Origin of the sequence: Roseococcus sp. (genome assembly GCF_965227005.1) — a bacterium.
GTDB lineage: Bacteria > Pseudomonadota > Alphaproteobacteria > Acetobacterales > Acetobacteraceae > Roseococcus.
On sequence record NZ_CBDDFJ010000037.1, the window covers coordinates 471,218 to 486,036 of the forward strand.

The 14,819-nt window shown below is 68.2% G+C and carries 14 protein-coding genes; 7 read left to right on the forward strand and 7 right to left on the reverse strand.

From position 1 onward, the window contains the following. The first annotated feature begins 73 nt into the window (after positions 1–73). The gene (locus ACO057_RS22035; protein ID WP_421995514.1) at positions 74–1,306 is read left to right on the forward strand and encodes an ABC transporter substrate-binding protein; all 1,233 of its coding nucleotides are present in this window, start codon (positions 74–76) and stop codon (positions 1,304–1,306) included. Between the two features lie 38 nt (positions 1,307–1,344). Continuing rightward, a complete protein-coding gene (locus ACO057_RS22040) occupies positions 1,345–1,773 on the forward strand; it encodes a cupin domain-containing protein (RefSeq protein WP_421995516.1) in 429 nt (142 codons plus the stop codon). Positions 1,774–1,815: 42 nt separating this feature from the next. Here ACO057_RS22040 and ACO057_RS22045 read toward each other — a convergent pair whose 3' ends face one another. The 3 genes from ACO057_RS22045 to ACO057_RS22055 form a co-directional block, all read right to left on the reverse strand. After that, positions 1,816–2,772 carry a tripartite tricarboxylate transporter substrate binding protein gene (locus ACO057_RS22045; RefSeq protein ID WP_421995518.1) on the reverse strand — a complete coding sequence of 319 codons (957 nt, stop codon included), beginning with the start codon at positions 2,770–2,772 and terminating at the stop codon, positions 1,816–1,818. 61 nt (positions 2,773–2,833) lie between these two features. Next, on the reverse strand, positions 2,834–4,273 hold the full coding sequence (locus tag ACO057_RS22050; protein ID WP_421995520.1) for an amidohydrolase family protein: 1,440 nt from the start codon (positions 4,271–4,273) through the stop codon (positions 2,834–2,836). A 140-nt stretch (positions 4,274–4,413) separates the two neighbouring features. After that, entirely contained in the window at positions 4,414–5,082 is a 669-nt protein-coding gene (locus ACO057_RS22055; protein ID WP_421995522.1) for an alpha/beta hydrolase, read from the reverse strand. A gap of 564 nt (positions 5,083–5,646) precedes the next feature. Between ACO057_RS22055 and ACO057_RS22060 the strand changes: the two genes are divergently transcribed. From ACO057_RS22060 to mnmA, 5 genes are all read left to right on the forward strand, one after another. Then, positions 5,647–6,747, forward strand: a complete 1,101-nt coding sequence (locus ACO057_RS22060) for a cysteine desulfurase family protein (RefSeq protein WP_421995524.1) — start codon at positions 5,647–5,649, stop codon at positions 6,745–6,747. Positions 6,748–6,753: 6 nt separating this feature from the next. Further along, complete coding sequence (locus ACO057_RS22065) at positions 6,754–7,929, forward strand: cysteine desulfurase family protein (RefSeq protein ID WP_421995526.1); 1,176 nt, start codon at positions 6,754–6,756, stop codon at positions 7,927–7,929. A gap of 9 nt (positions 7,930–7,938) precedes the next feature. Next, positions 7,939–8,256, forward strand: a complete 318-nt coding sequence (locus ACO057_RS22070; protein WP_421995528.1) for a ferredoxin family 2Fe-2S iron-sulfur cluster binding protein — start codon at positions 7,939–7,941, stop codon at positions 8,254–8,256. Between the two features lie 4 nt (positions 8,257–8,260). Next, positions 8,261–8,965 (forward strand): thiaminase II, encoded by a 705-nt coding sequence (gene tenA / locus ACO057_RS22075; RefSeq protein WP_421995530.1) that lies wholly within the window; start codon positions 8,261–8,263, stop codon positions 8,963–8,965. 123 nt (positions 8,966–9,088) lie between these two features. After that, positions 9,089–10,153 (forward strand): tRNA 2-thiouridine(34) synthase MnmA, encoded by a 1,065-nt coding sequence (gene mnmA, locus ACO057_RS22080; protein WP_421995532.1) that lies wholly within the window; start codon positions 9,089–9,091, stop codon positions 10,151–10,153. A gap of 97 nt (positions 10,154–10,250) precedes the next feature. Here mnmA and ACO057_RS22085 read toward each other — a convergent pair whose 3' ends face one another. The 4 genes from ACO057_RS22085 to ACO057_RS22100 form a co-directional block, all read right to left on the reverse strand. Continuing rightward, positions 10,251–11,060 carry a hypothetical protein gene (locus tag ACO057_RS22085; RefSeq protein ID WP_421995534.1) on the reverse strand — a complete coding sequence of 270 codons (810 nt, stop codon included), beginning with the start codon at positions 11,058–11,060 and terminating at the stop codon, positions 10,251–10,253. A gap of 141 nt (positions 11,061–11,201) precedes the next feature. Beyond that, positions 11,202–12,890: an amidohydrolase gene (locus ACO057_RS22090; RefSeq protein ID WP_421995536.1), complete on the reverse strand. Its 1,689-nt coding sequence runs from the start codon at positions 12,888–12,890 to the stop codon at positions 11,202–11,204. Positions 12,891–12,927: 37 nt separating this feature from the next. Then, positions 12,928–14,271 carry a cytochrome P450 gene (locus tag ACO057_RS22095; protein WP_421995538.1) on the reverse strand — a complete coding sequence of 448 codons (1,344 nt, stop codon included), beginning with the start codon at positions 14,269–14,271 and terminating at the stop codon, positions 12,928–12,930. Then, positions 14,268–14,819 (reverse strand): 2-oxo acid dehydrogenase subunit E2 (locus ACO057_RS22100; RefSeq protein ID WP_421995540.1); only part of this gene is annotated, 552 nt, incomplete at its 5' end. The genes ACO057_RS22095 and ACO057_RS22100, both read right to left, overlap by 4 nt.

Below are 14,819 nucleotides of genomic sequence, written 5' to 3' on the forward strand. Positions count from 1 at the left end.
CTTCCCCGACCAGCCAGGCCCCCACCGACGCCGTCAGAGCATCGGAAGGCCCGGACATCGGGGGGAACGAAGAATGGCGACAACGCGCCGGAATTGGCTCGCGGCCGGTGCCGCGATGGGCCCCGTCTCCTGGGCCATGGGCGCGCGGGCGCAGCCGGCGGGCGCGCCGCTTCGCCTCGGCGTCATGAGCGACATGGCCGGCCCCTATCAGGATCTCAGCGGCCCCGGATCGGTCGCCGCCGTGCGCATGGCGGTGCAGGAAATCGCCGGCGCGGACCTGCGCGTCGAGGTCGTCACGGCCGACCACCAGAACCGCCCCGACGTCGCGACCAATATCGCCCGGCAATGGTTTGACCGCGACGGCGTGGATGCGATCATCGACGTCCCCGGCAGCGCGGCCGGCCTGGCCGTCTCGACCATCGCGCAGGAGAAGAACAAAGTCTTCCTCGCGTCCAGCGCCGGCACGGCCGAGCTGACCGGCGCGCGCTGCTCGCCCAACACCGCGCAATGGACCTACGACACCTACATGCTGGCCAATACGACCGGCGCGGCGACGGTGCGCACGGGCGGCGACAGCTGGTTTTTCATCACGGTGGACTACGCCTTCGGCCACTCGCTGGAGGCTGAGACCTCGCGCTTCGTGCAGTCGGCGGGCGGCCGGGTCCTGGGTTCGTCGCGCTTTCCCTTTCCGGGGACGACGGATTTCTCGTCCTTCCTGCTGCGCGCCCAGGCGAGCCGGGCGAAGGTGGTGGGCCTCGCGGCCGGGGGCAGCGACCTCATCAACCTGGTGAAGCAGGCCGCGGAATTCGGCCTCGCGCAGCGCGGCACGCGCATGTGCTCGCTGATGATGTTCATCACCGAGGTCCATGCGCTGGGGCTGCCCGCCGCCCAGGGCCTCATCTGCGCCGAGACCTTCTACTGGGACCTCAACGATCGGACGCGCGCCTTCAGCGAACGCTTCCGCGCGGCCTCGCGGCTCGGCGCGCCGACGATGATCCATGCGGGCTGCTATTCGGCGGCGCTCCATTACCTCAAGGCGGCGCGCGACCTTGGCGTCGCGCGCACCCGCGCCTCGGGCGCGGAGGCCGTCGCGCGAATGAAGGCCATGCCGACGGAGGACGACTGCTTCGGCGCGGGGAGCCTGCGCGAGGATGGCCGCAAGCTGCATCCCGCCTATCTCTTCGAGATCAAGACGCCGGCGGAATCCCGCGGCCCCTGGGACTACTACAAGGTGCTGCAAACGCTGCCGGGGGATCAGGCGTTCCGCCCATTGGCCGAAGGCGGATGCCGGCTGGTCCGCACCTGACCCCGCCGCGGCGACCCTTTCAAAACAAGGAGGACATGATGAGCAGTCAGACCACGATGGCCCCGCCGAAATCCGAGGCCGAGCCCGTCAAATTCGTGATGGCGACCCAGGACAACACGTCCTACGTCCCCGGCCGGCGTCCCTTCTTCAAGTATCGCGACCTCGGCATCGCCGATGCCACCCAGGGCCGGCTGCGCGCCCAGGTGATGACGGCGATCACCGGCATGACGGAGCCCACCGGCTGGCACTATCACGTCTGCGACGCGCAGTTCGTCTATGTCCTGCGCGGCTGGGTGGAACTCGGCTTCGACAACGACGTCCGCCATCGCTTCGGGCCGGGCGACGCCGTGCTCATCCCAGGCGGCATGAAGCACAACGAATTCGCGACCTCGGACGATGTCGAGATCCTCGAACTGTCGATCCCCGGCCCGATGGACACCAAGCCCTGCGATCCGCCCCCGTCCTGAGCGCGACCGGACGCCCCGGCTGACCTGCCGGGGCGAGGGGCGTCACTCCCGCCAGGGATGCTGGTCCCAGAGGGACTGGTAGTTCCGCTGCAAGCCGCGCAGTTCGGCGAGGTATTCCGCCGGATCGAGGAAGCGCAGCGGCAGATTCTGCTGTTCGGCGCTGGCCTTGAACTCCGGATCGTCCACGGTCCGGCGGATGGCCAGGGACAGCCGCGCCAGGATTTCCGGCGGCAGGCCGGCGGGGGCGGCCATGCCGCGCATGGAGCCCTCCATCACATCGAAGCCGAGCTCCTTGAGCGTGGGCACGTCGCCGAGCGGGGCCCAGCGCGTCGCGCCCATCTGCGCGAGCGGGCGCAGCACGCCCTGGCGCGACTCGTTCACCCCCTCGGCGACGTTCATCACGGCGAGCGGAATGGAACGGGAGAGCAGGTTCTGCTTCACCTGGGCGCTGCCGCCGAAGGGCACGTGCAGGAAGCTGGCGCCCGAGGTGCGCTCCAGCGCCAGCATGGCCAGGTGGTCGTCCGAGCCGACGCCGGTGGTGCCGTAGCCGATGGCCCCCGGCTGGGCGCGGGCGGCGGCGATCAGCCCGGCGAAGTCGCGGATCTCGGAATCGCCGCGGACCCAGAGGCCGCCCGGATCGTCCACGATATTGCCGATGAGGGAGAAGTCCTCCAGCCGGAAGCGCGTGCGCCGCTCGATCGGCAGAGTGACGATATGGGGCGTGTTGATGAAGCCGATGGTCAGCCCGTCCGGCCGGGCGCGGGCCAGTTCGGTGAAGCCGATCTCGCCGCCGGCGCCGGGGCGGTTGAGCACCACGACCGTCTGGCCGAGGTCCTTCTCCATGTAGCGCGCGATGGTGCGGGCCGCGGCATCCGTGCCGCCGCCCGGCGCGAAGGCGACGATCATGGTGAGCGACTTGTCCGGGCGCCAACCGCCCTGCGCGAGGGCGGGCGCGGCCAGCAGAGTCGGGGCGGCGAGCAAGGTGCGACGAGCGATCATGGATGTTCCTCCGCCACGGAGGATATAACGGTTCCGTGACGAAGAAAAAGCGCGGCCCGGCCTAAGCGGCCAGCGTGTTCTTGTGGATCTGGCCGTCCTTCATGATGAGCCGCAGGTTGCGCTCCGGCTCCGCGAGGAGGGCGAGGTTGTCCAGCGGATTGCCCTCCACCAGCAGCAGGTCCGCGAAGGCCCCGGCCTCCACCATGCCGAGCTTGCCGTCATAGGGATTGCGGGGGCCGGACATCGCCATCAGCTCGCCATTGGTCGCCGTGGCCATGCGCAGCGCCTCGGCCGGGCTGTACCAGCGCGTCAGGTGGCTGAGCATCAGGCCCTGCCGGGTCGCCAGCGCGGCCGAGAAGAGCAGGTCCGAGCCGAAGGCGGTCTTCACGCCGTGGCGCCGGGCGAGGGTGTAGATCCGATCGGTGCCGGCATAAACCTCCCTTTGGTCGCGCTCGCCCTGCGTGGTCGGGGCGGCTTCGGGGGCGAAATCGCCCTGGCCGAAGGGCTGGGTGCTCAGCCAGATGCCCTTCTCGGCCAGGCGCGCGGCCGTCGCCTCGTCCATGAGATGGCCGTGCTCGATGCAGCGGACACCCGCCTCGACGGCGCGGGCGACGCCGGCCGAGGTGTAGGCGTGGACCATCACATAGCTGCCCCAGTCCGAGGCGGCGTCCACCGCGGCGCGGATCTCTCCCTCGGTGAGGGTGAGGGCGTCGAGCGGGCTGCGCGGGGTGGAGACGCCGCCGGTGGTCGTCAGCTTGATCTGGGACGCGCCCTGCAGGAGCTGCTCGCGCACGCGGCGGCGCATCTCGTCGGGGCCGTCCGCGATGCCGCTGCCGCCGGTCCGCTCCGTGGCGCTGCGACCGCCGCCGGGGCTGGGGAAGTCGCCGACGGGGCGGAAGTCGCCATGGCCGCCGGTCGAGGTGATCATGGCGCCGGAGGGGTAGATGCGCGGGCCGGGCACCAGCCCCTCGTCGATCGCCTGCTTCAGCGCGAAGGACGGGCCGCCGGCGTCGCGCACCGTGGTGAAGCCGCGCAGCAGGGTGCGCTTGGCCTCGGCGGCGGCGGTGAGCTGGATATAACCGGCATCGGCGGTCAGCAGCACGGGCAGCGGGATGCCGGCGAAGAGGCTGTGCCAATGCGCGTCGATCAGGCCGGGCATGAGCGTGCGGCCGCCGCAGTCGATGACCTGCGCGCCCTCCGGCGGGGCTGGGTTGCCTGGGGTGAGGGCGGCGATGCGGCCCCCTTGGACCAGCACGCGCAGCCCGTCGCGCAGGGCCGGCGAGGTGCCGTCGAAGAGGCGGAAATTCGTGAGGAGGAGCGGCCGTGGGGCGGCGGGCTGCGCGAGTGCCGGCGCGGCAACGCTGGCCAGCGAGGCGGCCACGAAGCCGCGGCGCGACATCTCCCGGCCGAGCCGGCGTGTCAGCGCGCGGATTTCGGGGCGGTGGCAGAGGCAGCCGGCATGTCCGGCCGGGGTGGCGGTTTCCGGGGCGCAGGCGAACATGGATCTTCTCCCAGAGGGGGTGAGCCGGGCGTCCCCCTTGGCCGCCAGCGTCCCACAGCTGCGGCGGGAGCACAAAAAAAGCCGGCCGCGGACCCAGTTCCTGGGTGCCGCGGCCGGCTGATCAGTGGCCTGAAGAAGCCTCAGTCGGCGGCGAGGGCCATCCGGCTGCGGTTGAGAATGGAGAGAACGTGGTCCTCGGCCATCTCGCTGATCGTCTCGACCTGGCTCGGCGTGAAGACGTGCCCGGCCTGGGGGATCGTGCGGAAGTCGATGGCGACGTTCTTCTGGGTGTTCAGCTTGTCCACCAGCTTCTGGACGCTGTTCAGCGGCACCAGCTCGTCATCCTCGCCATGCAGGATCATGCCCGAGCAGGGGCAGGGGGCGAGGAAGCCGAAGTCGTAATGGCTGGCCGGCGCGGAGATGGAGATGAAGCCGCCCATCTCGGGGCGTCGCATCAGCAGCTGCATGCCGACATAGGAGCCGAAGGAATAGCCGGCGGCCCAGAGCATGGAGGCATTGGGGTTGATTGCCTGCAGGAAGTCGAGCGCCGCCGCGGCGTCGCTGATCTCGCCGATGCCACCGTCGTACCGGCCCTGGCTCTTGCCCACGCCGCGGAAATTGAAGCGCAGCACCGAGAAGCCCATTTCCTGGAACTTCCCGTAGAGGCTGTGCACCACGCGGTTGTTCATCGTCCCGCCATGCAGCGGGTGCGGATGCAGCAGGAGCGCCACGGGGGCGTTCGGCCGCTTGGCATGATGGTAACGGCCTTCGAGGCGGCCGTCGGGGCCGGCAAACATGACTTCAGGCATCGGTGTCCTTTGTCCGTTTCATCGGTTGGGCGACACGAAGCCAGCCGGGGGAGCCCGGTGGACCTCATGCAGCCAAATTGGCGGTCGCTCCGCATCTGACGCTGCCCCGCAACATCGAATCCTTACCTGACGGAAGGATCGGGGCAGGGCGGCCCGCGTGGCTTTTCCCGAACCAATGGATCGCAGGAGCACGCCATTGACGCGCCACCTGACTGCCTCCAGACTTCCATTCCGCAGAAACGACCCACCGGGACAGCGGAGAGCTGGCGACACCGCCCCGAAATCTCAAGTTCGGACCGGAAAACAATCGCTTCGAGAGCCACGCTCGGTTCCCCGTGCGCGACGTCGTCATCATACTCAACCCGCGCTTGAATTTCATAATGGATTCATGCCGAGCGCCGCATGGCTGGGTCCGGGTAAATGCATGGCGCTCCAGGCAAATGTGAATCCAAAGGCTTTGGTCGAGTCTCTCAGAGACCAGGTCCGGAACGATGTCTTAAAAACTTTAATACTCCGTGAAACCCGTGAATTGACCTTCCGGTATCGCATCGCGACATCTGGGGCATGACCGCACTCGATTTCGATGCCAACGCCACCGAAGCCCTTCGCCCCGCCGCGCGCGACGCGCTGATCGCGGCAATGGAGGTGGGCGGGAATCCCTCGTCGATCCATGGCGGCGGGCGGGCCGCGCGGCGGATCCTCGAGCAGGCGCGCGGCGCCATCGCCCGGCGCTTCGGCACCGCGCCCGGCGATGTCGTCCTGACTTCCGGCGGCACGGAGGCCAATGCCCTGGCGATCCAGGGCCTGATGCGCGGCCGCTGGACGCTGGTGGGCGCCACCGAGCATCCGGCCGTCCGCGCGGCCGCGCCGGAGGCCAAGGAGATCCCCGTTCGTTCCGACGGGACGGTGGATCTGGACATCCTGGCGACCCTGCTGACCGAGGGACCGCCCGCATTGGTCTGCCTGATGGCCGCCAATAACGAGACGGGCGTGCTGCACCCCCTGGCCGAGGTGTCCGCGCTCTGCCACGCCCACGGCGCACTGCTGCATGTGGATGCGGTGCAGTCCGCCGGCCGCATCGGAATCGAGGCGATCGGCGCCGCGACCATCGCGATCTCCGCCCACAAGCTCGGCGGCGTACCGGGTGCGGGGGCGCTGCTTCTTTCGCCCGGCCTGCACCTGACGCCGCTGATCGCCGGCGGCGGGCAGGAGCGCGGACGGCGCGGCGGGACCGAGCCGCTGCCCGCCATCGCCGCCTTCGGCGCGGCCGTGGAAGAGAGCTACGACGCCAAGCGCATCGCCGGCCTGCGCGATGCCATCGAGGCCGGGCTGCGCCGCCTCGCGCCCGAGGTCGTCATCGCCGGCGCCACCGCGCCGCGCCTGCCCAATACCAGCCTCGCCATCCTGCCGGGCATCGCCGCCGAGACCCAGGTGATCGCGCTGGACCTGGCCGGCATCCGCGTTTCGGCCGGTTCAGCCTGCTCTTCCGGCAAGGTCGCGGCCTCGCATGTGCTGGAGGCGATGGGCTTTGGGGCGAATGCCGGCTGCGGCATCCGCATCTCGCTGCCCTGGAACGCGCCTGACGATGCGCCGGAGCGTTTCCTCGCCGCCTATGCCGCCATGCATGCCCGCCTCTCGTCACGCCGCGCCACAGCCGCCACATAGTCAGCCATGCGCCCGAACCGCCCCATCTATCTCGACCACCACGCGACGACGCCGCTGGACCCGCGCGTCCTCGCCGCCATGCGCCCCTGGTGGGAGGAGAATTTCGCGAACCCCCATTCCGTCGAGCACGCGCTCGGCCGCGCGGCGGAGGAGGCGGTGGAAGCTGCGCGCGAGCAGGTCGCCGAGCTGATCGGGGCCGATCCGCGCGAGGTGGTCTTTACCTCCGGCGCCACGGAATCCAACAACATCGCCATCAAGGGCGCGGCGCGTTTTGCTGGCACCGATGGCCCGAAGCGGATCATCACCCTCGCGACCGAGCATAAATGCGTGCTCGAATCCGTCCGCGACCTGGGCTCCGAGGGCTTCGAACCCGTCATTCTCCCCGTGCGGCCGGACGGCCTCCTCGACCTCGACGTGCTGCGCGAGGCCCTGGAGACCCCGACCCTCCTCGTCTCCGTCATGGCCGTGAACAACGAGACCGGCGTCATCCAGGACCTCGCCGCCATCGGCGCTTTGGTGAAGGAGGCCGGCGCCCTCTTCCACACCGACGCCGCCCAGGCCTCCGGCCGCATCCCCATCGACGTGGCCGAGATCCAGGCCGACCTGATGTCGGTCACCGCCCACAAGATCTACGGCCCCAAAGGCATCGGCGCGCTCTATGTCCGCCGCCGGCCGCGTGTGCGCCTCGCCCCCCTCTTCTCCGGTGGAGGGCAGGAGCGGGGGCTGCGCAGCGGCACCCTCCCGGCCCCCCTCATCGTCGGCTTCGGCGAGGCCGCGCGCATCGCCGCCGCCGAGGGCCTGCTGGATTCCGGCCGCATCGCCGGCCAGCGCCAGATCCTGCTGGACGGGCTGAACGCCGCCATTCCCGGCCTGCGCGTGAACGGCACGATGGAGGCTCGCGTCGCCGGCAACCTCAACCTCACCTTCCCCGGCGGGGTGGAGGCCCAGGCCCTGCTCGCGGCCCTGCCGGAGCTCTGCCTTTCCACCGGTTCGGCCTGTTCCTCGGCCGAGATCGCGCCGTCCTACGTGCTCGGCGCCATGGGGATTGCGGAGGCCGAGGCACGCGCCACCTTGCGTCTGGGGCTGGGGCGCTTTACCTCGCCCGCCGAGGCGGAGCAGGCTGCGCGCCTCATCGGGGCGGCTTGGCGCGGCCTCGTCGCCCGATCCCACGCCGCGGAGTAGACCAGAACCATGCCCAAGATGACCTTCATCGAGCGCGACGGAAGCCGTCGCGAAGTGGAAGCCCCCCTGGGCCTGTCCGTGCTCGAGATCGCGCATCGCAACGGCGTGGACATCGAGGGCGCCTGCGAAGGCAGCCTCGCCTGCGCGACCTGCCATGTCATCGTCGAGGGCGACTGGTTCAAGCAGCTCTCCGAGCCGACCGAGGACGAGGAGGACATGCTCGACCTCGCCTTCGACCTGCAGGAGACGAGCCGCCTCGGCTGCCAGATCATCATCACCGACGAGCTGGACGGCCTTGTCGTCAAGCTGCCGTCCGCGGCGCGTTGATATTGTGCGCGGGATCGAAGAGTTCGGCTCGGTAAACGGCCTGTTTCGCAAGCTCCGCGCCTCCTCTGGCGCGGATTGGAGCGGCTACACCTGGCATCCCTTCGTCCAGCGGCTGTCGGATGGCACGCTGCCGCTCAAGGCGTTCCAGACCTATCTGATCCAGGATTACCTGTTCCTGATTCACTTTGCCCGCGCCAAGGCGCTCGCGGTGGTGAAGGGCGAGAGCCTCGCGGCCATGCGCGGCAAGGCGGCCGCCGTGCTCGCCATTCTCGACGAGACGCTGCTGCACCTGAAGTATTGCGCGGAATGGGGCCTCTCCGAGGAGCAGGTCACGAAGATCCCTGAATCCATCGAGACGGTCAGCTACACGCGCTGGGTGATGGATCGCGGCCTGCACGGCGACATCATGGACCTCGAGATCGCGCTGGTGCCCTGCACCGTGGGCTATGGCGAGGTGGCCCGGCGCATCCTGGCCGACCCGAAGCGCCAGGTGGAGGGCAACCCCTACCAGTCCTGGATCGAGACCTATGGCAGTGACAACTACCAGTCCCTCGCCGAGGCCGCGGCCGACCGCATCGACGCGCTGGGCGAGAGCCATGGCGGGGCGGCTCGCTTCGAGACGCTGCTGCGCGACTTCTCCATGGCCGCGCGGCTGGAGCAGCGCTTCTGGCAGCAGGGCCTGGACGCTGTCCCGCCTGCCCATGATTAGTATCGCGCTGGCAACCGGCCGCACGGCGGCCGGCGCCGCCCACTCAACCGTGACGCCGGGAGTGCCCGTCTCGCGGCGAAGCCCAGCCCGCGGAGCGGGCGCCCGGCGTTTGAGGGCGGCAAAGTGAAAATCCTCGTCGCCATGTCGGGGGGCGTCGACTCCTCCGCCGTCGCGGCGCTGCTGCACGAGCAGGGGCATGAGGTGGTGGGCGCCACGCTCCAGCTCTACGACCACGGCGCGGCCATCCAGAAGAAGGGCGCCTGCTGCGCGGGGCAGGACATCCATGACGCGCGCAACGTGGCGGAATCCCTGGGCATTCCGCATTACGTGCTCGACCGCGAGCAGCGGTTCCGCGAGGCGGTGATCCAGGATTTCGCCGACAGCTACGCGCGCGGCGAGACGCCCATCCCCTGCATCCGCTGCAACCAGACGGTGAAGTTCCACGATCTGACGGAGCTGGCCGCCGACCTCGGCTGCGAGGCGCTGGCGACGGGCCATTACGCGCGCCGCCTCGACGGGCCCGAGGGGCCGGAGCTGCACCAGGCCGTCGATCCCGTGCGCGACCAGTCCTACTTCCTCGCGCAGACCACGCGGGCGCAGCTGGCGAAGACGCTCTTCCCGTTGGGCGGCTACGCGACCAAGGCGGAGGTGCGGGCCGAGGCCGTGCGGCTCGGCGTGGCGGTGGCGGAAAAGCCGGACAGCCAGGACATCTGCTTCGTGCCGACCGGGACCTATGCCGATGTGGTCGGAAAATTCCGGCCCGAGGCGCTGGAGCCGGGCGAGATCGTGGACACGGACGGCAACGTGCTGGGCACGCATCGCGGGCTGGCGCGCTACACGGTGGGGCAGGGACGCGGGCTCGGGATCTCGCGGCGCGAGGACGAGGCGCCGTTGTTCGTGTCGCAGCTGGACCCGAAGCGGCGGCGGGTTGTGGTGGCGCATCGCGAGGCGCTGGCGCAGGCCCGCATCCGGGTGGGGGATGTGAACTGGCTGATCGATCCGCCTCGCGGTGCCTTCCGATGCCACGCGAAGCTGCGCGGGCGCGAGCGGCCGGCGGGGATGATGGCGGAGTGGGATGGCGCGGAGCTGGTGCTGACGCCGGATGTGCCGGGGATCGCGGCGCCAGGGCAGGCGGCGGTGGTTTATTGGGGTGGGCGGGTGATCGCGGGAGGGGCGATCCGGATGTAGACGACAATCTGGAGTTCAGATGTCGTTGGCTATTTACCTTGATGGTAGACGTCGGTTCGATGCCTGCCCCCGTCCGGCGTCGAGCTACGTCGCTTCCCTACGAATCCGTTTTCGGCAGCGGGTTCCTCCGAATGATTTGAATCATCTTTTTTGAGGATTCAACTAAATCGACTGGGAAATTTTCCTTGGAAAACTTCTCTTGTAGTCTCTGCCACATTATATTTTGAAGATGAATCGTATTAATTGTGATATGAGCTGATAATATTTGAGGGGATAATGAAGAAAGATCAATAAAATCCACAGGCTTCGAAGGCGCATTTTTGTCGGTGCGAGCTTCACTCGTCATGCTATGAAGTAGATGTCCCTTTTCGAAGGCAGGCACGGTAAAGAATCCGGAAATTATTCCGAGACGAAAATTAGAAAAATCTTGATGTGTAATTTGAAGACTCAAATTGTGCAAGAATTTAAAGGACATACCTGGATCCGAAACAATTATGTGATGAAACATCATCATGCCTCTGATGTCTTCATCGAAAATGTGTCTTATAATTTCTGATTTTGCGCCTAATCTTACGTCATAATGATTAGGATTTAGAGTCGGTGCGCAGCGAGAGTAAATATGCGCCAGGAATCTTCCATTAGTTACATATCTGAATTGACATGTATCCGTATAGGTGCCATCTGAAAATAATAGAGTATGTTTGATCGTTCGGCTGGGTTCATTACTTTGGGGATTTGGGTGTATTGAGTATTTCTGAGATTTAATTTTCTTGACAATCCCATCTTGATCGTAGTCTTGTGCGTGTCTTATATAAATAGATAATGTCCCATCCTTTTGTTCCTCCGCTGAAAGGAGTTGTCGAAGAGAGCCATTGGAATTGATAACGAATCGAATTTTGGTTCGCATGATTTTATACGATCAAAATGGTTGTGCGGGATCGGGTTCTCAGATCCATCGCTCATTGAACTCACCGTCTCCCGGCGCGGCTAGGCGAACCCTTAACCGGGATATGTGACAGAGCGAGTCCCTCGCAACAGAAAAAAGCGGTCAGGCTCCCGACCGCCCCTCATGCACCACCTTCCCCCCCACCATCGTCAGCTTTGCCGCCACATCCTTAAGCGCCGGCAGCTCCACCGTTAGCGGATCCGCCGTCAGTACCGCCAGATCCGCCAGCTTCCCCACCTCGATCGCGCCCTTATCCTTCTCCGCCATCGTCAGATACGCCCCCGCATTCGTCGCCGCGCGGATCGCGCTTTCGCGGCTGATCGCCTGGCGCTCGCCCACCATCTGTTGCGTGACCATGCTCATCCGCGAGACGGCCTGCCACATCGGGTAGAACATCGAGACGGGCACGTTGTCCGTCGCCAGCGCCGTGGTCACGCCCGCCTCCTCCAGCCAGCGTAGCGGCGAGATCGCGTCCTCGTCGGGCAGCCCGTTCCGCTCCTGCAGCAGGTGGCCTTCCTTGTAGATGTAGCGGTTGGTGTGCGTGCTCACCACGAGGCCGAGGTCGCGGATCTGGCTCACCTGCTCGCGCGTCAGCACCGCGATATGGCCCAGCACCCAGCGCAGGTCGCGGATCGGCGCCACCTCGTTCACCTCGGCGAAGAGGTCGAGCATGTTCGGCCAGATGCCGATGGCGCGGATGCCGTTCCGCGCGCAGGCGATCAGCATCTCCTTCGCGCGCTCGCGCTCCAGGCCCATGTCGTAATTGAAGCCGGCCCAGCCGGTGTAGGGCGCGGCCTGGGCGCGGATCGCGTTGTCCGGCGTGCGGCCGATCTCGGTGATGATGCCCGACAGCCGCAGCATGTCGTCGCCCAGCCCCGCGCCGGCGAGCTGATGCGCCCAACCGCCGATGAGCCGCTCCATCGGCACGCCCTCCATGCCGCGCCAGTCCGGGCTGAAGGCGAGGTGCGAGCGCATGGTCAGCTTCCCCGCCGCATGCACCTGGCGATAGGCCGCCAGCAGCTCCGAGGAGACGCCATGCGCCTCATAGACCGAGGTGGTGCCGAAGGCATGGTAATAGGCCGTGGAGCGCGGCAGCGCGGCCATTCTCTGGGCGATGGTGAAGCCAGGCGCCATGTGGAAGAGGGAAAGCTCGACCAGCGGCACGAAGCCCCGCTCGACGAAGACGCCATTGGGCTCGCCGGCCGCGTCCTTCTCGATGGTGACGGAGGGGTGCGGCGGCGCCGTCTCGCGCGTCACCCCGGCCAGTCGCAGCGCGCGGGAATTGGCGATGGAGACGAGCGGCTGGCTGTGCCGCCAATAGCCCCAGATGGCGCGGATATAGACGGGGTTGTTCGGGGCGGCGTCGTCCAGCTCCTGCCGCGTGGGCCAGCGGCCCTCGGCGAGGGAGTCCGGCAGGTCGAAATAGAAGGGGGGCTCGCCGATGGGCATGGTGACGATCCACTCGCCCGGCGCCTTGTCGCGCGCCAGCTCGGCGATGCGGGCCTGGATCTCGGCGATCGAGCGGCAGCCGGCCAGGGACGGAAAGACCGACTTCAGCCCCTCGCGGTCCATATGCGCGTGGCCGTCGATCAGGCCGGGCAGCACGGCGCGGCCGTTCAGCGCGATGGACTGGGTGTGCGGAGCGCGGTGGCGCTCGACCATCGCGGCCTCGCCGACGGCGATGAAGCGGCCCGCGCGGATGGCGACCGATTCGGCGATGCTGAACCGCGCATCGGCGGTGATGATCTTGCCGCCGGAGAGGATCAGGTCGGCGGGTTCGTGCGTGCTCAACTCAACTCTCCAGATGGTAGGCGGTCCTGATACTCTCTCACGAACGCGGCGCGACGGTGAGACGCATGCCCGTCTGCGGACGCAAGGTGAGTCGCGCGCCGGGCACGGGGATCATCGATGGATCGGCCGTGACGTCCAGCCGCTGCAGCAGGACAGCGAGAAACACCATCATCTCCGCCATGGCGAAGGAGGCGCCGACGCAGACCCGCGGGCCGAAGCTGAAGGGCAGGTAGCCGAAGCGCGGCAGCTTGCGCGGTGCGTCGGGCAGGAAGCGCTCGGGGCGGAAGGCGTGGGGGGCGTCCCAGAGCTGCGCCTGGCGGTGCAGCAGCCAGGTGACGGCCAGCACGGTGTCGCCCTTCGCCACGGGGATATGGGCGATCCGGTCCGGCGCGGCCGCCTGGCGCGACAGATAGGGCACCGGGGGGAAGAGCCGCATGCCCTCCTGGATCACCGCCTTGGTGAAGACCAGCGCCGGCAGATCCGCGACCTCGGGCGCGCGGCCGCCGAGCACGCGCGCGTATTCCTCGCGCAGCCGGGTCAGGGTCGGCGGGTGTTTCGCGACGAGGTAGAGCAGCCAGGTGAGGACATTGGCGCCGGTCTCGCTGCCGGCCAGCAGCAGGAAGGCGACCTCGCTGACGAGCTGTTCCGCATCGAGCAGGGGCGCGCCCTCCGGGCCACGGGCGGCCCGCATCTCGGCGAAGAGGCCCCCGGGCGCGGCGCCGGAGGCGGCGATGCGCCCCGCGCAGAGGTCCCGCACCTCGCGCGCCGCCCGGTGGGCGCTGGCGCGCTGCCAGCCGCTCCATCGCTTCGGCAGGCCGAGCGCATGGGCGAAGTCCACCGCGAAGACCGAGCTTTCATAGGCACCGAAGCTGACGGCGAGCCGCTCGGCGGCTTCCCAGGGCTCGTCGGGCCCCAGCAGGGCGCGCATGACGGCGAGCGCGGTGGCCGTGGCGAGGCCCTGGGCCACGTCGACCTCGCCCGACCAGCGGGCGGCCAGTTCCTCGGCGCCACGGACGAAGATCGGGTGGAAGCCGGCGGTGCGCGAGGGGTGCAGCATGCGCGTCATCACCTCGCGCCGGCCGGACCAGGTCGCGCCGCTGTTGAGGAACATGCTGTCGCCGATCAGCGGGGCGAGGGCGTGCTGGAAATGCTGGCTCTTGGCCTCGTAATTGGCGTGGCGGGTGATGAAGACCTGACGCAGCAGCTCGGGCTCGTTCACGACCAGGACGCGCCGCGTCAGGGTCCGGAAGGGCATGAGGTGCCGGTTGAAGCCCGACTCGGGGAAGAGGCTCAGCAGGTCGCGCACGGTGGCGTGCAGGATGCGCCCGGGGCCGGGATAGCCCTGGGCAAGGCCGGGGCGCGGCGGGATGAAGTCGCTCATGCCAGGCCGAGGAGCTCGTCCGTGACGGGACCCTCGAGTGCCTCTTCCAGCCCGCGCAGGGCGTCCGCGCCGTCCGCCCCATCCATGACGCGGTGGTCGAAGGAGAGGGTCACGTCCACTTCGCCCTCGGGCGAGATCGGCCCGTAGGAGAGGAAGATCGGCAGGACGCTCACGCTGTCGAGGATGGTCACGCCTCTTTCGCCCAAAGCCGAGATGGCGAAGGTGCCGCCATAGAGGACCACCGGTCCGCCGGTCGCGATTCCCAGGCGCAGAAGGAATCGCCGCAGCGGCCAGGGGAGACGCGCGAATCGGCGGAACTGGCGAAAGCTGCGCGCTTCGGCAGAGGGCGCGGATTTGGCCTGCGCCAGGCGCTGGGCCAGCTCGGGCAGGGGGATGGCGTGGCAGCGGGGCAGGCGCGCGATGGAGAGGGCCGATTCGCCCTCGTGCTCACGCTCCAGCACGACGCAGCCGATCGCGTGGTCCAGCTCCAGCATGCGGGGCCAGGGCAGCGTGGCGTGGCATCGGCGCAGCGCCGGATGCGGCTCGGC

Coding starts and splice junctions, on each gene's coding strand:
- ACO057_RS22065 (WP_421995526.1), top strand. CDS start 6,754: ATGCGCCCGAACCGCCCCATCTATCTCGACCACCACGCGACGACGCCG.
- ACO057_RS22070 (WP_421995528.1), top strand. CDS start 7,939: ATGCCCAAGATGACCTTCATCGAGCGCGACGGAAGCCGTCGCGAAGTG.
- ACO057_RS22055 (WP_421995522.1), bottom strand. CDS start 5,082: ATGCCTGAAGTCATGTTTGCCGGCCCCGACGGCCGCCTCGAAGGCCGT.
- ACO057_RS22040 (WP_421995516.1), top strand. CDS start 1,345: ATGAGCAGTCAGACCACGATGGCCCCGCCGAAATCCGAGGCCGAGCCC.
- ACO057_RS22060 (WP_421995524.1), top strand. CDS start 5,647: ATGACCGCACTCGATTTCGATGCCAACGCCACCGAAGCCCTTCGCCCC.
- ACO057_RS22045 (WP_421995518.1), bottom strand. CDS start 2,772: ATGATCGCTCGTCGCACCTTGCTCGCCGCCCCGACTCTGCTGGCCGCG.
- ACO057_RS22085 (WP_421995534.1), bottom strand. CDS start 11,060: ATGCGAACCAAAATTCGATTCGTTATCAATTCCAATGGCTCTCTTCGA.
- ACO057_RS22095 (WP_421995538.1), bottom strand. CDS start 14,271: ATGAGCGACTTCATCCCGCCGCGCCCCGGCCTTGCCCAGGGCTATCCC.
- ACO057_RS22050 (WP_421995520.1), bottom strand. CDS start 4,273: ATGTTCGCCTGCGCCCCGGAAACCGCCACCCCGGCCGGACATGCCGGC.
- ACO057_RS22035 (WP_421995514.1), top strand. CDS start 74: ATGGCGACAACGCGCCGGAATTGGCTCGCGGCCGGTGCCGCGATGGGC.